Annotated in this window: 20 protein-coding genes; 11 read left to right on the forward strand and 9 right to left on the reverse strand. The window is 42.0% G+C overall.

The genetic code is table 11. The features are described 5' to 3' along the window. The 3 genes from WBA23_RS11485 to WBA23_RS11495 all read right to left on the reverse strand — a co-directional run. The coding region (locus WBA23_RS11485; RefSeq protein WP_424582421.1) for a hypothetical protein at positions 1-243 on the reverse strand (243 nt) is incomplete at its 3' end. Positions 244-577: 334 nt separating this feature from the next. Continuing rightward, the gene (locus WBA23_RS11490) at positions 578-2335 is read right to left on the reverse strand and encodes a mechanosensitive ion channel family protein (protein WP_424582422.1); all 1758 of its coding nucleotides are present in this window, start codon (positions 2333-2335) and stop codon (positions 578-580) included. Positions 2336-2424: 89 nt separating this feature from the next. Beyond that, entirely contained in the window at positions 2425-3339 is a 915-nt protein-coding gene (locus tag WBA23_RS11495; RefSeq protein WP_424582423.1) for a YihY/virulence factor BrkB family protein, read from the reverse strand. A 227-nt stretch (positions 3340-3566) separates the two neighbouring features. Here WBA23_RS11495 and WBA23_RS11500 point away from each other — a divergent pair, with 227 nt between their 5' ends. The 4 genes from WBA23_RS11500 to WBA23_RS11515 all read left to right on the forward strand — a co-directional run bounded on the left by WBA23_RS11500 (position 3567) and on the right by WBA23_RS11515 (position 7494). Continuing rightward, on the forward strand, positions 3567-3935 hold the full coding sequence (locus WBA23_RS11500) for a hypothetical protein (RefSeq protein WP_424582424.1): 369 nt from the start codon (positions 3567-3569) through the stop codon (positions 3933-3935). 124 nt (positions 3936-4059) lie between these two features. Continuing rightward, on the forward strand, positions 4060-5829 hold the full coding sequence (locus tag WBA23_RS11505; protein ID WP_424582425.1) for a hypothetical protein: 1770 nt from the start codon (positions 4060-4062) through the stop codon (positions 5827-5829). 67 nt (positions 5830-5896) lie between these two features. Next, positions 5897-6961 carry a potassium channel family protein gene (locus WBA23_RS11510; RefSeq protein WP_424582426.1) on the forward strand — a complete coding sequence of 355 codons (1065 nt, stop codon included), beginning with the start codon at positions 5897-5899 and terminating at the stop codon, positions 6959-6961. Beyond that, positions 6958-7494: a DUF421 domain-containing protein gene (locus WBA23_RS11515; protein WP_424582427.1), complete on the forward strand. Its 537-nt coding sequence runs from the start codon at positions 6958-6960 to the stop codon at positions 7492-7494. The genes WBA23_RS11510 and WBA23_RS11515 overlap by 4 nt, the downstream gene beginning before the upstream one ends. Before the next feature lie 83 nt (positions 7495-7577). On the opposite strand, the gene WBA23_RS11520 is transcribed toward WBA23_RS11515, so the two are convergent. After that, a complete protein-coding gene (locus tag WBA23_RS11520; RefSeq protein WP_424582428.1) occupies positions 7578-8117 on the reverse strand; it encodes a hypothetical protein in 540 nt (179 codons plus the stop codon). A gap of 398 nt (positions 8118-8515) precedes the next feature. Between WBA23_RS11520 and WBA23_RS11525 the strand changes: the two genes are divergently transcribed. From WBA23_RS11525 to WBA23_RS11535, 3 genes are read left to right on the forward strand one after another with little or no spacing between them, the layout of a single operon-like run. Continuing rightward, positions 8516-8875: a hypothetical protein gene (locus tag WBA23_RS11525; protein ID WP_424582429.1), complete on the forward strand. Its 360-nt coding sequence runs from the start codon at positions 8516-8518 to the stop codon at positions 8873-8875. A gap of 50 nt (positions 8876-8925) precedes the next feature. Next, positions 8926-9339, forward strand: a complete 414-nt coding sequence (locus tag WBA23_RS11530; RefSeq protein WP_424582430.1) for a YsnF/AvaK domain-containing protein — start codon at positions 8926-8928, stop codon at positions 9337-9339. A gap of 38 nt (positions 9340-9377) precedes the next feature. Then, on the forward strand, positions 9378-10169 hold the full coding sequence (locus WBA23_RS11535; RefSeq protein WP_424582431.1) for a YsnF/AvaK domain-containing protein: 792 nt from the start codon (positions 9378-9380) through the stop codon (positions 10167-10169). A gap of 73 nt (positions 10170-10242) precedes the next feature. Here the strand turns inward: WBA23_RS11535 and WBA23_RS11540 are convergent, their stop codons facing one another. Further along, on the reverse strand, positions 10243-11715 hold the full coding sequence (locus tag WBA23_RS11540; protein ID WP_424582432.1) for an MFS transporter: 1473 nt from the start codon (positions 11713-11715) through the stop codon (positions 10243-10245). 111 nt (positions 11716-11826) lie between these two features. Beyond that, positions 11827-13308 (reverse strand): MFS transporter, encoded by a 1482-nt coding sequence (locus tag WBA23_RS11545; protein WP_424582433.1) that lies wholly within the window; start codon positions 13306-13308, stop codon positions 11827-11829. A gap of 57 nt (positions 13309-13365) precedes the next feature. On the opposite strand from WBA23_RS11545, the gene WBA23_RS11550 reads away from it, so the two are divergent. Further along, on the forward strand, positions 13366-14229 hold the full coding sequence (locus WBA23_RS11550) for a glycosyltransferase family 2 protein (protein ID WP_424582434.1): 864 nt from the start codon (positions 13366-13368) through the stop codon (positions 14227-14229). Positions 14230-14260: 31 nt separating this feature from the next. On the opposite strand, the gene WBA23_RS11555 is transcribed toward WBA23_RS11550, so the two are convergent. Together WBA23_RS11555 and WBA23_RS11560 are read right to left on the reverse strand one after the other, a co-directional pair. Continuing rightward, positions 14261-15361, reverse strand: a complete 1101-nt coding sequence (locus WBA23_RS11555) for a glycosyltransferase (RefSeq protein ID WP_424582435.1) — start codon at positions 15359-15361, stop codon at positions 14261-14263. Then, on the reverse strand, positions 15343-16437 hold the full coding sequence (locus WBA23_RS11560) for a glycosyltransferase family 4 protein (protein ID WP_424582436.1): 1095 nt from the start codon (positions 16435-16437) through the stop codon (positions 15343-15345). Before WBA23_RS11560 ends, WBA23_RS11555 begins: the two co-directional genes overlap by 19 nt. A 219-nt stretch (positions 16438-16656) precedes the next feature. Here WBA23_RS11560 and WBA23_RS11565 point away from each other — a divergent pair, with 219 nt between their 5' ends. Both WBA23_RS11565 and WBA23_RS11570 read left to right on the forward strand, forming a co-directional pair. Further along, positions 16657-17853 carry a cation:proton antiporter gene (locus tag WBA23_RS11565; RefSeq protein WP_424582437.1) on the forward strand — a complete coding sequence of 399 codons (1197 nt, stop codon included), beginning with the start codon at positions 16657-16659 and terminating at the stop codon, positions 17851-17853. Further along, positions 17850-18101 (forward strand): glutaredoxin family protein, encoded by a 252-nt coding sequence (locus tag WBA23_RS11570; RefSeq protein ID WP_424582438.1) that lies wholly within the window; start codon positions 17850-17852, stop codon positions 18099-18101. The genes WBA23_RS11565 and WBA23_RS11570 overlap by 4 nt, the downstream gene beginning before the upstream one ends. A 2-nt stretch (positions 18102-18103) precedes the next feature. Here the strand turns inward: WBA23_RS11570 and WBA23_RS11575 are convergent, their stop codons facing one another. Continuing rightward, positions 18104-18361: a hypothetical protein gene (locus WBA23_RS11575; protein ID WP_424582439.1), complete on the reverse strand. Its 258-nt coding sequence runs from the start codon at positions 18359-18361 to the stop codon at positions 18104-18106. Positions 18362-18640: 279 nt separating this feature from the next. Here WBA23_RS11575 and WBA23_RS11580 point away from each other — a divergent pair. After that, on the forward strand, positions 18641-19045 hold a 405-nt coding region (locus WBA23_RS11580; RefSeq protein WP_424582440.1), incomplete at its 3' end, for a hypothetical protein.

Below are 19045 nucleotides of genomic sequence, written 5' to 3' on the forward strand. Positions count from 1 at the left end.
GTGCTGAGGAGTATAGAGTGGTTTATCCCATCGTTCAGCTACCGTAGTAGGATCGCTTAAGCGGGCGTACCCTACAGTGGAGTAGTTTCCCTCACTCACTGCCCGATAATACATATGGATTCCGTCTTCATTCTGAACGCAACCGGGATTAAATACTCCTTCGTTCTCAAAGTATAGCTCGGTTTCATCTAAAATTACCCCATGACGGGTTATATCTATAGGTAGTGTCTTGTTTGTAGGCATGGTAAAAAGAGTATATCAGGAAATAAAAAATTAACTCGGTTTTAGAGTAATAGTTCAAGCGAGAATATTCAGAACGAATAGTGCCGTAGCAATTAATGAAATGATAGAGAAACTGCCGGGCAGAAGTGACTAAACAACGTAGTTATAGTTGCTCACTTTAACAAAGGAATTATCTAAATGAAGAAGTTACTTTGCCATTTCTTAAGAACAATAAAAAAAAGGAGACTAATAGTAAGTAATTACTACTAATTTCCTCCTCAATGGTTATATAATGGACCTTAATTGATGGCTTCGTTCGTAACAAAGCCAGGTTATCGAAGCGTATTAATGCACTTTACTGGTAACTAGACTCTTTACCGTTTGAAACACCGTTTGCTTCAGCTTTCTGTTGGTGATCGAGCACTTTAACTCTTCGCTGACTTAAGTGAGAGCCATCTTCTAGTTCGGTAACGTACCGCATCATTTCTTCTCGCAATCGGCAGTGCAAATCCCAACTGGTGGAAGAGTCTGCTGAACTACACACTAAGCGGATTTCCATGGTTTCTTCTTTAATAGCCGTAACCTGAACGGTTGGCCCCGTTTGATCGTCCCAATCTTCAGCCTCTTCGTACAGCTCCTGATACTTATCCCTGATTTTCTGCACATCAATGCGGTAATCGGTATAGAGGTAGATAGCCCGAACAACGCTTCGGTTTTTCATACTCCAGTTCTCCAGCGGATTGCTGATAAAGTACTTTAGCGGCACTATCTTCCGGCGTTCGTCCCAGGTGCGGATAACCAAATATGTATAGGTGATATCTTCTACCCATCCATAGCTCCCTTCGTAGAGCACGGCATCGCCAATGCGCACCGGACGGGTAATAGCGACTTGGATACCAGCGATAATATTCCCAATAGTGCTCTGAGCCGCGATACCCACTATTACACTAATAAAACCCACTGATGAGAGCAAGGAGACTCCTAAAGCTTTCATAGGACGGAATTGGGTAAGAATAACGGCAAAACCAACTACTACTACGATAAATACCAACGCCCGATGCGCAACCGAGATATAAGTGAGGTAGGTGCGATTTACTTTTTCGTCATCTTCCTGGTGTTCGGCGGTATGCTTTTTAGCCAAGTAGTTAGAAAAGTAGTGGATAACCCGCATAAGTAGCCAGGTAAAGGCCACTACGATAGCTACCCAGAGTATTCCATTAAAATAACTGGAAACTGGCCCGATATACGCTTGACTCAAACTGGAGATCAGTAAAAATATTCCTATGCCAAATAAAAAAGCAATTGGCGTAGCAATACTATTCATAATAGCGGTAGTACGTTCATCGTTAGCTCTTCGGCTCAATCGGCGAGCTAATCCGTAGCCTAATCGAGCTACCAGATAGGATATTGCGGTAATTATCAGGAATACCAACCACTTCCAAAGTGGCATATTGAATATGGTAAACTGCGTCCATTTAGGTAAGAGTTGAGCCAATTGGCTAGGGCCGTACACTTCGTACATTAAGCCAATATTTTCTACCGTGCTGGGTGAGAAAACCCAAACCGGTGATTGATCTTTTACCTTAACTCGCTGTAATCTAATGGGCAATTCGCGGTCTTGATACACTAAACCACCCATCAAAATACTTCTACGAGGCTGACCTACTAGTTTTTTGGTACCCGCATTCGCATTGGGTATGCTTATTAGCCCATCGGGGCGATCGGGTAACACATCCCAGTCAATACCTACTTCATTTTCCAGTAAATAGAACAACTGGCGAGCTAGTTCGGTAGCAGCTTGTGATTGTTGATCGTCTGGAATTAGATTCAGGTTAAGCACCTGCGCGGCGACCTGATAGTTTTTCTCTCGACCCTTGATTACGAACTGTTCAATAGCTGCCTGCGGTGTTTGTAAATTAGGTATAGTGTCAGGTGAATTGAGTCCTCTATTTAGTTCGGTAAGCACATAATAGGCATCACTATATTCTTTAATACTTCCAGCCTGAGTAGTAGCTTGCTGGCTTACTAACGCACTGTCCGATTCCTGAGCCCACATTAGCCCAGAGAAGGCCATTCCTAATGTGAGCAATATGATGCGTAGTAGTAGATACATTTGTTCTAATGATTAATGAATGATGAGTAACGATTGACAAATAACGACTATTCTACTGATTTATATTCACTAATCATTAGTCATCGTGACTAGGCTTCTTGCTTTTCTTTCTCTTTTAGGCGGTATTCAGCGGTGCGCCGGGCGTGCTCATCTGGTTCAATTCTATGACCTTTATTACGGGCGAACACCTGCGTAAACTCAGCCCCGAAAAGTAAAATTAGCCCAGTATAATAAACCCAAAGCATAATAAGCACAATAGAACCTGCGGCTCCGAAGGTGGAAGCCGGGTCGGTTTTACCGATGTAAAATCCAATCAGGAATTTACCGATGGTGAATAAGATAGCGGTGAGCAATGCACCCACCCAAACCGAACGCCACTCTACTTTAGCATCCGGTAGTATCTTAAACATGGCAGCAAATAGCACTGTAATTACTCCAATAGATACCAAAACTTGCAATATATAGAAAACGAACTGGGGGAAACCCGGCAGTTGTTGTTGAATCCAGCCACTCATTGCTGAGAGTGCCGTTGTAACTAGCAGCGAGATCATTAGTAGAAAGCCTATAGCTACCACAATTCCTAAGGCAGTAATACGGCTTTTAGCCATTTGCTTGAGCCCTGAATCCGGATCGGGTTCTACTTCCCAAGCATCGTTCAGGGCTTTTTGTAGTTGATAAAATACTCCGGTAGCCCCAAAGAGTAGTGTGGCTATCCCGATGATAATGGCTAACGTGGAATTAGAATTTTCTCGGGATCGGGCAACCATCGTTTCTACCTGGTTGGCCGCTTCAGTACCCATCATGCTAGCAATTTGATCGGTGAGTTGTTGCTGTACTTGATCCTGTCCGAAAGCTAGTGAAGCAATGTTAATAACAATTATCATTAAAGCCGGAATAGAAAAAATTGAGTAGTAGGCTAATGAAGCACTTTTTTGAAAAGCATCATCATTAGACCATTCTTGATAGGTTTCTTTAAAATAGCTAAATATCTTACGAAAAGACATAGCTTAAAAAGTTTTTAGTAGTGATTTCTGATAATATCACTCTCTTATTAGCAAAAGCGTAACCAACCTGATTAAGAGCAATGTGGGAATACTTTCCCGAACTACTGGGGAATTATATCCTCACAATAGCGGAATAGACTGCAATACTCCAATTATGGGTAGATGGTACAATATTTTCCATCCTTCAACCGAAGCATAATTTTTTCTATCACACAAATTAGCATATCATGATTTTTTTAAGACGACAACTATGGGTTTTTTCTTTACCAATAATATTACTATCGGCAGTAGCTTGTGATACTAACCAAGCAACAGTTACGGAGAGTGAATCAAGAGTAATTAGTATAGATACTGTGGGGGCTGAAGTTACTTATGATGTAAATCGTAAAGTAGTTGAAAGTGTAGATACAGTAGGAGCTACCACAGAATATGAAATAGAAAAAACGGTGGTAAAACGTACGGTGGAAGTCGATACTATTACGAAGGAGATTACCCGAGAGAAAAGCCGTGAACTAGAGAAAGGCAACTATAAGGTAGTGGAAGAGGAAGTAGAAACTGTACAGGAAAGCGAGGAAGTTGAAATTGATAGCCACTAGATATAGTGAGACAGGCTAAAAAAAATAGATCTTCTTAATTTACCAACTAACTTTTTTTGGACGATAAAGAAGTTAGCAATATAATATTTTTATTAATTATTTTTATACCAAACTTTTTTTAACTATGAGATTATCGCGAATTATACTCTTTACATCGAGCGTAGTACTACTAGCTAGTAGCTCAAGTATCGCGCAAGATGTGGACCTGCCGCTAACTGATGTGGTGGCTACTCCGCAATTCTTTGTCAGCATTTTAGCTGGTGTGTTATTAGCCATTGGTTTTCAAGTACTGCTTACTTCACTATCGGTAGCCATTGGTTTTTCGGCTATTGGCAACGTAGAAAAGCAAGCTAATGAGTCCAGCAATTCTAATTCATCTGATTCTTCAGACAGTAGTACTCCACTAGGTGTGAAAATTAGCTCTGGAGTAGGAATTTGGACGCTAATAACTTCTAGTATTGCGTTGTTTTTTGCTACGCTACTGGCAGTGAAGCTGAGTTTGATTGGCAACGTGTTAACCGGCATTACCTTAGGCTTAGTTATTTGGGCTACTTTTTTCACAGTGCTAGCCTATTTAGAGAGTAAGGCAGTAAGCACCTTGGTAGGGTCTTTAATAAATACGGTAACGTCAGGCTTGCGTAGTGCAGCATCTGCAGTACAAAATGTGTTCTCATCATCGCAAAAAGGACAGATTGAGAACATAGCCGATCACGCTATTGAGAAAATGCGACACGAAATGGAGGACGCTTTCGATCTTCGCCAGCTTACCAATAAAGTAGATGAGTACGTAGACCGTATGGAGGAAACTGCCAATAGTGGTCCTGATTATGAACAAGTAAAGCAAGATTTTATTGGCTTACTAAAAGACATTCGGTTAGAAGAAAAGACAGACGTTGAAGGTGATGGCGTATTAGATACCGAAATTTTTGTGAAGTTAGCTTCTGAGCAGCCTAACTTGAGTAAGAAAGATGTGAAGAAGTTGAAAGGTACTTTTGAGCAGGCGAAGCAAGCAGTAGAAGCCGGTGATACCAACGAGGAGAAAGCGAAGAAGGTAGCAGCTCAATTCACCTCGGCCAGTGAGGAAGACATAGATAATTATATCACGCAAATAGAAAGCTATTTAAAAGATACTGAACGCAGTGAGTTAGATCCTGAAGCTATCCGAAATGATATTCAGCAGATCATTGATAATCCGAGCAACGCACAAGCTATATTAAGCGAGCGAGTAGGAAAAATGGACCGAAGTACTCTAGTAGCTTTATTAGAAAACCATCAGAAAATGGACCATGACAAAGCGGAGAAAGTGGTTTCTTACGTGGAAGATGCTATTGATTGGGTTGCTAATAAGTCTTCTCAAGTTCAGGATAAAGCGGAGCAGAAAAAAGCGCAAGCTGATAACCGTACCAATGCTATTCAATCTGAAGCAGGCGGAAGCTTAGCTCCTAGTAGCACTACATCCACTGGCAACGGTGGTGAAGATAAGATTCGCCAATATTTAGACGGACTTAATCGGCCCGAACTTCAGTACGATAGCTTAAAGTGGGATGTAGAGAAGATGATGAATGATCCGAAAGCAGCTCCTGGTATACTGAAGAACCGGTTGAGCCAGTTTGATAAGGAGACATTTATGGCATTATTGACTTCTAACGACAGAATTTCTCGTCGTGATGTTGAAAATATTAGTAATCAGGTTGATAGTACCCGTCAGCAGGTTCTAACTAAAGTAGATGAATTAGAACGAGAGACGATGCGTCGCACCGAACAAGCGAAGCAAGCAGCTTTGCACCAAGCTGAGAACACTCGTAAGACTGCTGCCACTGCGGCATGGTGGCTATTTGCTACGGCCATAGCTTCCGGAGCAGCAGCAGCTGTTGGTGGAATGTTAGCCATTTAGAATTTTTTATTTAATATTTGTTAAATAGCAAGCTCATATTGAGCTTGCTATTTTTTTTTATAATACTATGCTTGTATCTATTCTTTTAGTTGTTGTTGGAATTGCGCTGGTAGCCTTTGCTATTTATGATTTTGCCGTAACTGCTTATATACCTTCGGGAGAAGGGCCACTTGCCGAAAAAGTCAATCGCTTCATCTTCAAACTTTTTTTCAAATTATCGGGTGAAAACGGAAGAAGTCCGCTACTGGAGTATATAGGAGTTGCCATTATATTTGCTTTAAGCTTCACCTGGATTATTATGATCTGGAGTGGATTCGTTTGTATTTTCTACGCTTTCCCTGAATCAATACTACAGGGGGAAAATAAAACCCCTACGGATCTTTTTGAGAAAATTTATCATGTGGGGTACACGCTTTCTACCTTGGGTATTGGCGACTATGTGCCGGGCAATAATTTTTGGCGAGTACTTACTGCGTTGGTTTCATTTTTAGGACTAGTAACTATCACGATGTCTATCACCTATTTGGTTCCTGTTATATCTAATGCTATTCATAAACGCGCATTAAGTCTACAAATCGCCGGATTAGGGGAGTCATCCGAACAGATTGTTATTAATAGCTTTAATGGTGAAGATTTTACCGCAATTAACAATCAGCTATCCGATTTAGCGGCCATGATTTTTACCTATGCTCAAAACCATTTAGCATATCCTATTTTGCACCATATGCATAATTCCAACTCCTCGGAAAATATTGTACTAAAATTAGCCTCCTTAGATGAGGCTCTAACCCTGTATCAATTCCATATTCCTGAACACCTTCGCCCAGGTAAGTTAGAACTTCAACTAACCCGTCGCGCCCTTACCACCTATTTGAAAACGGTTACGCATATTGATAGATCGGAAGAGTCCCCACCATACGCCAAATTTCATCTAATTGAAGATTTTACTGGTATTCAACTACTGAATACTAGTGGCGTTGCTAGAGAAAAACTATATGAGTCACTGGAACCCCGCCGAATGCTTATGTTTGGACATATACACGCCGACGGATGGGAATGGGAAGACATTCAGGGCGAAAAGTTTATCACACGTTTGGAAGTACGTTCCGAGATGCTAGAAGTACGATCATGAATGAATGGTTTTTTGATGATATTCAGAATGTATTAAGGGTAGGGCTATCGTGCTTGGTGTTTTACGTTATTACCGTAGGTGGAAGCAAGCTTGCTGGGCTTCGTAGCTTTTCAGATTTTTCCAGTTTTGATTTTCTTATTACGTTAGCCATGGGGGCACTATTAGCTACTACTATTACCAGTGCCGAAGTTTCTATCGTGGAGGGAACTGTAGCACTAACCGCTTTATACATTTTTCAGCTATTGGTTGCCAAAGCTCGACAAAAATGGAGGTTTGTAAAGCAGTTAGTAGATAATCAACCGGTACTGCTTATGTTTAACGGTGAAGTCATTCGGGAAAACTTAAACTCAGTAATGATAACCGAAGACGAATTAAAATCTAAGCTTCGGCAAAATGGTATATGCAATTATGAACAAGTGAAGTCGGTTGTATTAGAGTCTTCTGGCGATATTTCAGTCATTCAAGATCCGGAATCAGACGTTTCTTTTGATATCAATATGCTGGATGGAGTGATAAAGAAAGTAAAGAAGTAGTACTTCTATTAATGAGTAAAGGACATAAAAAAAGTCTGCTAAGTAAACCCAGCAGACTTTAAGATTGATAGTTCTATACCTTACTATTTGTAGTAGATATCTTGACCTTGGTACGTATTCCACTCGTCCTGAATGGCAGTAGCATCATTCTCGTCACGGGGGGTGACACCAATAACAATACTACCTTCTTTAATATGGTCTTTATAACGCTCAGCGCGCTCTTTCGGCATTCCGGCACCAACTAATGCACCAATAATACCGCCAGTAAGTCCGCCCGCACCAGCTCCAGCTAACGCGCCGGCTAGTGGACCAGCTAATACAATACCTAATCCAGGAAGAGCTACCGATAGTCCAGTGGCAGCTAGCGCACCCAGAATCGCTCCGGTGGTACCACCAATAGCTGACCCGGTTCCAGCACCTTCCATCGCCTTATTACCTAAATCACTGTCGTGATCATTATTATCAGCAAAATGAGTATCACGAGTATTATCCGACATCAAGACGGTAATTTCATCTTGCTTATATCCTTTCTTGATTAGTGAGTCGTAGGCTCGTTCAGCACTCTCGCGAGTATTAAACACACCAGTTATTAATCCGGCTTTTTTTTCAGTTGCAGTGTTCATAAAAAATAAATTAAGGTTAAAAAAGTTAATTTTCATTCCAGCATCATTGGCTGAAATGCGATTTATATAAGTCTAAAACAGTGCCTATGCATTTTAGATGATAAAGAACTCAATGAATTAGTAGACATACCTCACTGGAATAGTTATAAATGACTACACACTAGCTGGTAATCAATAACTTAAAGTGTTGCCTAAAGTCGCGGTTGTTGCTTTACTTACCCATCTTTTTCGGATAAATCACTATTAGTTTAGTTTAATAGCGTTGGCACAGTTTTTACAATATCATTGGCAAAACTAATAACTCAGCGAATCACAGTTTACATGATAACTTAGTTTTGTGGTGCTTTATTTTTCTCTGAGGATTAGCTATAAATTTTAAACCACAAAAATTTTTTGATATGAATTATTTTAAAACAGTTGGATGCGTCGCAGTTAGCATTTTTTTCTTAGCTGCTTGCGATAGCCCTAATAATGGTACTGCTACTAGTACTGAGACTACAGTAATGGGTACCGATACCGTTGAAGCTGAAACTACCTACGATGTAAATAAAAAAGTAGTGGAAAAAGTTGATACAGTAGGCGCGACTACCGAATATGATGTAGAAAAGGAAGTAGTGGAAAGAACGGTGAAGATTGATACAATGACCGAAGAATATACTCGATCTAAAGACACTGAGTATACTAAGGGAGATTATGAAGTTGTAGAGGAAGAAGTAGAACAAGAAACAGTAACTGAGGAAGTAGAGATTAATAATTAGATAGTAAACTATCAGTTGCGACTAATAAATTACAATTACTCTACACTATTATGGCAACCCAAGAAAAATCAAATACAAATACTATTCCGGTTATAAAGGAACGGGTTGTTATTGACAAACGCTCGGTAGACACCGCTAAAGTTCGTATTGCTAAAAATGTAAACGAGCGCAATATACAGTTGGATGTATCTGAAGAACATGATAATGTTCAGGTAGAACGAGTTCCAATTGGACAAGTGGTAGAAATAGAACCAATTGCTCGCTATGAAGGTGATACTCTAATAATTCCAGTGCTTCGCGAAGAGGTAGTTATTGAAAAAAAAATAACGTTAGTGGAAGAAATTAGAGTTACTAGAAAAAAAGAAGAAACAACCCGGCGAGTAAACATTAATCTTAAAGAAGAGGAAGTTAATATCACTAGGGAAAGTATAGATCAAACTGAGGTTGATAATAAATCAATCTAAATTTTAATTTTTTTTTAATCTTATAAACAAACTTAACTATGTCACAGACAGTAGTAGGAATTTTTAACAGCTTAAATGACGCCCAAAGGGCATTTGACGATTTACTTGATAACGGATTTGAACGTAACCAAGTAGACATTTCAGAAGATTACGGTAGCTCTTACGATAGCTATAATGTTAATGATCGGAAGCAGCATGATGAGGGAATCAGCGGATTCTTTGATACGTTGTTCGGCACTGATGACCATAAAGATAAAGACAAATATCAAAATGCGGTCCGTAAGGGAACAATGGTTACTGTGCACGCTCAGTCAAAAGATAAAGCACAGAAAGCTAGCACAATTTTAGATAAATTAGGAGCAATTGATATGGAGGGTGAGGTTTCTGGCCATCATTCTACAGATGCTACTGCAGTCACTGGCGACAAAAGCATTCCAGTAATTAAGGAAGATTTGCAAGTAGGTAAGCGCGAAGTAGAAACTGGTGGAGTACGCGTACGAAGCCGAATCATCGAGCGACCAGTAGAAGAGACTCTTCGTCTGCGTACGGAGCATGTACATGTGAAAAGAAATCCAGTGGATCGTGAAGCAACTGCAGCTGAGTTAGACAATCTTGCTGATGGTGAAATTGAGATGACAGAGCACAGAGAAGAAGCAGTTGTGAACAAAGAAGCTCGCGTAACTGAAGAGATTAGCGTTGATAAAGATGTTGAGGAACGCAAAGAGACCATTCGAGAAAATGTACGTGAAACTGAAGTAGATATTGACGATACTTCAGCCAAGCGAACTGATGTGGACCTTGATAAAGATCACAACAAACGTAAGATCTAAGTATAAGCACGGATATGAGTTTAAAGACTCATAATCTTGAAACAGGTACTCTTTCTAAGAGTACCTGTTTTTTTTATGCCGCTTTCTTAATTTTTTTCTCCTGCTGCGGGCGAGCTACCGCAGAATATACCGATACTGGTATATTTAGTAACCAAGGTCCACGCTGTCGCGATTTTTGCTCCTGCTGAATATTAGCTAAAACCACTCTAACCAGAATGCGACCTCGGGCTCCTCCTGGTTCGCGAATTAAACGAAGACGGTACAAAGCGTGTAACCCAAGTATAAAGGATAAAACAAATAAGAAATCCCAATGCTGTAAACTAATAATGGTTAGCATTTCATCATTCAGTGGAATAGCGAGTGTCCAACTCCAGTGCTGAATGTAGTTGGCTAAGGCACCAGCTAAAATGGGTGCAGTACCTGAAGCTATCGCATTAGTGAGGCTCAATACTGATAAGTAAGCAACCGAGTTTTCTTTGGGAGCCAATGCTAATCCAATACTACTAGATGCTAATCCAGTACCCGCGGTACCTACTCCTGCTATTAAAAATAAAATTACTAACCACAAGTAAGTAAAAGTGTGGACTTCGGGTAACGTAGCGTATACAGTGCCCAATAAAGAGAACAAGTAAAGAGGAGCACTTACCCGTAAAATAGTTTTATTGCTGAACCGATCAGCGTAATAGCCCCAGAAACGAAAAAACGCGATGTTACCCAACTGGCTTAGCGTAGTGAGGCCAATAACGTAAGTCATGGACAACCCTACTGTCTGTAAAAGATAAACGGTAATGAACGGAGCAGCTACATTTACTGCGAAATTCCAGGAGGCCATATAAGCCATCAGGCAACGAAAGTTAGCATGCCGAAAGGGAAGAGCTAATAGAGAAAGGAGTGGCTGGGGAATGTCAGCTTGCGTAGGTTCGGGGGTTTTAGCTAGTAATAAAGATCCTACAATACCAGCAAGCGAGCCAACCATAAATAGTACCGCGTACAGGGTTAGATCAGAGCCGGAATAGTAAACGTTCAGGCGATCTAGTAGTATAGCTACTCCTAAACTCAAAACTATTGAAATGATCTGAGTATACACTAATCGGTGTGATAGAAATCGTCCGCGCTGTTTCTTAGGAATTAAATCACGCATCCATGAACTCCAGCTCCCGTTAGAAATTGCTCCCATTCCGTGCTGAATTGCCAAAGCTATCATCATCAAGTACAGTCGACTATCGCCACTGGGTAGTAGCGGTAGCAAAGCAATACCAGCGTAGGCGCTACGGCCAATCATTGTACCAACCACTACCACTCGCTTGCGACTACGCCAACGGCGTACTAATTCAATTGAAAGTATTTGTAGTACATTAGAATACAACGGAATAGCACTAATAATCCCAATTTGTAGTGGACTAGCTCCCAGCTCCAGTGCGAAAGCAATTAGAAAAGCTCCGCTGGTTAAAACAATCATACTTTGGGTAGCTAACCCTTCGCGGAGCACTAAATTTAATCCTTGCTGTACTTGGGTATCACTAAGAGAAGTGGTTCGAGCGTCCATACATATCCTTTGCGGAGATGCTGCGAATAGATTACCAAAGTAGTTGACTCACTAACCATTAAGAAAGGTTCTCTTACTCATGTATGATTATGGTAGAAATACTGATTTGTTCTATGCTCTTCGCTGAGTGCGTGACCGAATATTCTGGAACAGCGAGAAGGGCAGTTTCACAATAGAGCGAGTTCCTACGATACTGGATAAATTCTTCATTTCCTGTGAAATTTCCCAGCGAATTTCTCGCAGTACTATTTTTTCATCAACATCACCATCTTCTCTAATAAACCCCAAGCGATAAAGGGCAAGTACTCCGAGTAGGCTGGCAAAAATAAAGAAGAAGTCTAATTGCTGAAAGTTAATGGCCTGAATTGCTACGCTAGATGTTTCGTCGCTCCAGTTTAAACTTAGCGAAAGCTCTTGATGCACAAAAAAATCAGCTAATATTCCTCCCACAATAGGAGCTATTCCGGCAGTTAGAGCATTGCTCATGCTAATAACAGCCAAGTACACCGCCGACTGTTCCTGAGGTGCTACTTTTAACCCAATACTACTAGCCGCTAAGCTGGTTCCGCCCGTGGCGAATCCCATCAGTAGGTGGATCAGAATTAATAGTGGTAGTGTAAAGGCATGAGGATCGGGTAATGTAGTAAACGTCCAGGCTACCAGCCCAATTAAATAAAGGGGTGCACAAATACTCAAAATAGCTTTATAGCTGTACCGATCAGCGTACTTACCCCACAACGTTAAACTTACTACCATTGCTACCTGGCTTAGAACAGTAAGAATAATAACGGTGGAAATACCGTAATTCAGTCGCTGGAGCAAATATACGGTGAAAAATGGGGCGGCTAAATTGGTAGCAAAGTTCCAAAGCCCACTATACCATATTAAGTTTCGAAAAGGCCGATGCTGAAATGGTAACCGAATCATCGCCCCAAAATCTATCCGATTAACAATTGGGCGAGGTTCGGGGGTTTTATACAGAAAGAATACTCCTACGTACCCTACCAAACCGCCTAATAAAAACAGCAGCGCGTAAGCATATATCTCTTGAGCCGGATGGGTGCGCTTCACGTAATCAATAGCAAAAGCTATCAGCAAACTTAGTATTGCACCTACCAACTGCGATAAGCGCAACCGATGAGAAAAAAATGTGCCTAACTTTTGGGTAGGAATAAGATCACGCATCCATGAAGACCAGCAGCCGGTTGCAATGGCGGCACAACTTTGCAGCAGAATGGTAGCTGCAATAAGCCAAAAGATAGCGTAGTCCGAATTCAAAAAGGGAATTAACGCTATAACAAAAAGACCTGCCCGTCCAACAAAGAGTGCGCTTACAATAATTTTTCGTCTACTCCTAAAACGTTCAATCAACCGAATAGAAACCAGTTGAAGTATGTTGGCTAAAGTAGGTACCGCTGCTAGCAAACCAATATGAGCGTGGCTAGCCCCCAGTTGAAGAGCGTAGGCTACCAGAAATGCGCCACCGGTAAGGGTGATCATTGTTTGGGCGGCTACTCCATCGCGCAGTACCCACCGCAACCCCTGCGTTTGTTCAGCTTCGGTTAGCTGATTTTTAGGTGATAGTGAAAACATATTGCAAAGGTTGTTGATCTAACTAATAAGATACTAATTGATTACAAAATTATTTTTATGAATTCAGTGAGCGTTATCACATTGGTGCACGGACGGAGATCTCATCTGGAGAACTTAGTTATAGGCCTTAACCAATCTACAACACTGCCTCAGGAGCTAGTAATTGTGCATATGAATGAGCGCAGTAAGTATTCGCTTCCCTCTACGTCGTTCCCTCAGCACCGCTATCAAGTAAATTCTAGCGATACAAAAATTCCCTTAGCGAAGGCGCGGAATGAAGGAGTGCGCCAGGCAAAGTACGATTTCTTTGTATTTCTGGACGTTGACTGTATTCCTTCCCCTACGTTAGTAGCTGACTATCTGCGAGCAACCCAGCAATTTAATGGATTAATAATGGGAGAAATTCGCTACTTACCGAAACACGCGCTACCTACCAGTTGGCAAACTAGTGAGTTGGAGCAGTGGGGAGTGCCTCATCCTAGTCGTCCAGTAGTAAACAAATTAGTTGAGCCAACGGATCAGTACGAGCTGTTTTGGTCGCTAAATTTTGCGATTACCCGAAAGAACTTTGAGGCAATTGGTGGATTTGATACGCAGTACCAAGGGTACGGTGCGGAAGATACCGACTTGGCATTTACGGCGCGCCATAAAAATATCTCGTTCGCACTTTGTTCCGCTACTTGCTACCATCAGCACCATGCGGTATACCGACCTCCCCTTCAGCACTTTCGGGATATAGTAGCTAACGCTCTCCGGTTCTATGAGAAATGGCAGACGTGGCCGATGGAAGGGTGGTTGCAAGAGTTCGTCAATCGTGGCCTTATCCAATGGAGTGAAGAGGAAGCTACTATAAAAATAGTACGCGATCCGAATTCTACTGAGATTAAAGCTGCTTACCAAGAAACTCCGGCTGGTTTTTAGCAATGAACAGTGAATAATTATACTATTCACTTTAAGTATTTAATACGGTTAGATCAGTGGTAGTTCTTTGGGTGTAAGCTACTTCTTCAATATGTTGAGCCGCTCGGCGAGCAGCCCCATCGGCGATAATAGAGTTCAGAGCATCGGTATCGGTATGTTGAACCTGTCTGAGATGGTTCTCCCATACACTTGGCTTTGACCATTGGGGAAGTACCAAAGCAGCATTCTTACGAGCAAGCAATCGGGCTTTACTTAATTGTTCGTCGAACGGGCGGGCTTCGGGAATACAGATGTAGCGGGCTTTTATCTCCGCTAGCTCCATTACGGTATTATTTCCAGCCGACGCAACTACTACATCGGCGCCTTTTAGATAAGGGTAGGGGTTCGATTGTACTCCTAAATAATGTAAATTATCTGGTGACGATGCGGAAGGTGAAATAGGTCCCAGTACCCACCACTGCCACTGAGTGTTTTTCCGAGCCGTCTCCGCCAAAAGCTGATAGGGTTCTTCTTCACCTCCAAAACCTGTCATCACTACTACGTGCTTCTGGTGGGCGGACATACTAGCTATTTCCTTGGCGTCACTTTGGGATAGAGTCTGATCGTTAAGTCGGCTAAATCCTCCAGCGTAAAATGTCTTCTTCTTAACCCAGTTAGGAGTTTCAGGCTCTTCCCACGCTCTAGGGTACGGTGCTAGTAGCGAAGTAGCACTTTGAAAAGCCGCAACGTGGGCAGGATCTTGTCGGTATCCATGCTGTCGGGAATAGATAGTGGGAATACCGCACAGGCGAGCAAGTAAAGCTATTTCTACGGATACGTCTACTACCAACAGATCAAGATTATACTTCTCAAAAAAGTTGACTAATGCGTGCATTCGCCCTCGAATAGTAGGAATGCCTAACGGTGCATAATGTAGTACCTCCGGCCAGTCTTCAGCGTAAGAGTCCGTCTGGCTAGTGTCCGATGGGAGTGTCTGACAAATAGTGCGTCGGCTAGCTATATCTTCTATCGCTGACAGGTCGGTACCAAACAAGTAGGCTGTGCCCGACAGATGGGCCACAATTTCGCGGGTACGATGAGCGTGACCCCGCCCGTGGTGATGAACGTAAAAACCTACACGGCAGTCTGACATATCATTTCAATTGGGTTAGTCAGACTGGTATATAAATCCACGTACTGATCTACCATATGCTGCATAGAACAGAAATTTTCTGCCCGTTGCCGACAGGCTTTTCGATCAAGTTGAGTTGCTTCGATAGCCGCCTGAGCTAATGATTCAATGTCATTGGGTGTCGCTAAGCGTCCGGTTTCCTCCGTAATTATTTCAGACATAGCCCCTCGCCGAAAGGCCGCTACCGGAGTGCCACACGCCAATGCTTCAGCAACTACCAAACCGTAGGGCTCTTCCCAGCAAGGTGTACACAAAAACACGCTTCCCATTCCTATAACATCAATTAGCTCACGATGCGACAAGTGGCCTAAGTACTTGTCTTGGGGGTTAAGCAACGGAGCTACGTGCTCGTCAAAGTACTCTTGATCGCAAATCGGCCCGGCTAACCATAAGCGTAAGCCCGCATGATGCGCGGCTTGTATAGCCAGATGAGTTCCTTTCTCAGGAGTAATTCGCCCGAACCAAACCGCTAACCCCGTATCGGCCCGAGGACTAAAACGCCATTTATCAAGATTAATACCGTTATGAATAACCTGGTCTACTGAAACCAACGATTGCCAGGCTTTAGCGTTCTGCCCTGAAACCGTTACGTAACGCATCTTACCATGACGGCGCTCGCACTTGACAGCACTTTGTAGCCAAGTGATGGGCGGAGTGTGCAATGTGGTAACCATTGGTGCACTAATAGTATTAGACATTGATACCGGAATGTAGTTAAGTGAGTTGTTCTGAATTACGTCAAACTCTTCATCTACCAAACGACTCATTAAATCCATGTAGGCATGATGCTCTTGCACAAACTGTTCGCTAAAGTATTCTACATTTGGCTCCCTGTCCCGGTAAGATTCGTAGTCTAGCGCACTCAAGCGCATAGGTTCGATATTTAAACACTCATCAGAATCAGCTGGGGCAAATACGCGTACTTGGTGTCCGCGTTGAATTAAGCCATCTGCTAAAGCATACGTATGCATCTCCAATCCTCCGGCAAATGGTTCCTTAATAGGGTATTTCAAATGCGATATAATACCAATTTTCATAATCAAAAAGTTAGATAAGTGAAGCCAAAAAAATTATACACTACATAATAGTAGTACTACATTTTGTATAACCTTTTGTTGGCTAAAAGTTATACAAAATGGAGGGCTTGCTAATAAAATTCCGATTGGTATATTTGAGCGTCTGATACTCAAATAAAGTATATAATAGGCGATATTTCGTTTACGATTTGGTACTAACTCAAGAAAATTATTTAACCTATGATACTTGCCGCTGTCACTGAAATTCCAGTACTCACTGATATTGCTATTCTGTTTGCGGTAGCAGTAGTTGTTGTGATGCTATGCAACATGCTTAAGATACCCTACATTATTGGTTACCTGATAACTGGTATTTTAGTAGGGCCTAGCACGTTAGATCTGCTTAAAAATACCCACGACGTTGAAATCTTTGCCGAAATTGGAGTAATTCTGCTGCTGTTTACTGTAGGGCTTGAGTTCTCGTTTAGCAACTTAATGAAGATCAAACGCTACGTGCTTTTAGGAGGTTTGCTACAAGTATTGTTTACCATTGCCATCACTGCCATATTAATGCTAGGTATGAACCGGGAAGCACCGGAAGCTGTGTTTTGGGGCTTTGTTACCGCCCTGAGTAGTACTGCTATTGTTATTAAATTACTGCAAGATCGGCTAGAGATTAATACCCCGCACGGGAAAGCTATACTGGCTATGCTACTGTTTCAAGATATTGCTATTGTACCTCTCATGCTGTTTACTCCCATTATTGCGGGAAAGAGCGAGGGGGGAATAATGACTATCTTACTGATGTTAGGTAAACTAGTGGGTATTGCCCTAGTAGCTTGGGGGCTAGCCAAATTTATCATTCCCCGGTTTTTTAAAGAAGTAATGCGCGCACGAAATCAGGAAGTATTTTTGATTGCTACTATCTTGGTAGTACTGTGCATTACCCTGCTTACTCAGCAAATGGGACTTTCACTAGCATTGGGGGCGTTTATTGCCGGGCTCATTATTGCTGAAACAGATTATAATCACTTGGCTATTTCGTGTATTCTTCCGTTTCGCTACGTGTTCATTAGTTTTTTCTTTATTTCAATGGGTATGCTGTTAGACTACCGGGTTTTTCTAACGGAACCGGCCGCCATCGCCTTTTGGTTTATGTTTATTGTGCTAGTTAAAATTATGGGAGGGTTTTTAGCTTCAAGAGCACTGAAGATTCCTATTCGCACCTCGCTTATGGTAGGGTTTGGGTTAGCCCAGATTGGTGAGTTTTCTTTTATATTAGCCAAAAGTGGAATGGATAACGAACTGATTACCGAAAACAGCTATCAGATATTTCTAGCGGTATCAATCTTGACGATGGCGGTAGCTCCATTTATGATTGCTAATGCTGAACGGTTAGCCGGAATGCTATCAACCCCAAAAAGTGTAGTGCAATGAGTAGCCAACCTATTTTGTACGGAGCGGACTGGTGTTTAAAGACCAGTGGCTTTAGGAATTTCTTACAACGAGAGTGGGTAGACTTTACCTACTACGATGTAGAAAACAACGAAGAAGCCGCCCAGCGAGTGCGCGACCACTACGACGGAAAGCTTAAATTTCCGGTATTAGAAATTGGTGACGTATGGCTGAAGAACCCTGGTATGGGCGAATTGCGCGACGAGCTAAAGCAACAGAAGCTACTGTAGCGTTAAGCGCTTCGCTTCATAAAGGTAATAGGTACGTAGTCATCGGTAGGCATGCCGATGTAGTATAGTTGCCACTCTTTGTCGTACCCATTAAGAATCTCGCGAATACATTCGGCTCGGTTGTGACGATGGTAGCAATCTTTCCAGTAGAATACTTCTACTCGGTAGTTCTGTTGACGAAGCTGACCGTTCACCCGGATGTCTACTTCAATATCTTGTTGGCTGCCAACAGACGGAAGGGGTATAGCAATAGATCCCATAAAAATAGTATTTGGTATATTTGGATATGTTGTTTCAGTTCAAATTACTATTTTTTACTAATACCATTAGCAAGTTGTTTCCAAAAAGTTACGAAAAATAAAGACTCCTCAACAGATCGTTGTATTTTTGTTCAGATACGTACAAAACGGACAATGTACGGAAGAAAATACGGAATATGAGATGTGAAATATGAATGTTGAGAAAATAAAAAAAGAGGCCCGAAAAGGAGAGGAGATGAAAACCGTTGACTATCATTCGTCGTCTGTGGACTAATAATTATGAAACTAAACCTGCTACTAATTTTGGTACTTATTGGCTGGACTTCTTTCTCAGCGTACTACTGGCAGTGTGAGATCTGGGAGAATTGTGATGCCGATACGAATCGTCCCGATATTTTTGAAAGCAGCCTGGCTTCTCTTCCTCGGGGGCAACTGGTAGTGCAGGGGCGCGATGCTGACATTCGGGCGATAGAGAACGTGCGTTTTCCTCGTGGGGGAGCTAGTTTACAAGTGCCACCTCAGGCTGAGCAAGCACTAGAAGATTTGGCAATCTACTTAGACCAGCATGCCGATGAAGTACTCCGAATTATTGGTTGGTACGATGAATCCGAAAAGAATACTACTTTGCTGAGAAATTTGGGGTTAGCTCGTAGCGAAGCAGTTGGTTACTGGCTAAAACAAGAG

The organism is Tunicatimonas sp., assembly GCF_049647865.1.
Taxonomy (GTDB): domain Bacteria; phylum Bacteroidota; class Bacteroidia; order Cytophagales; family Cyclobacteriaceae; genus Tunicatimonas.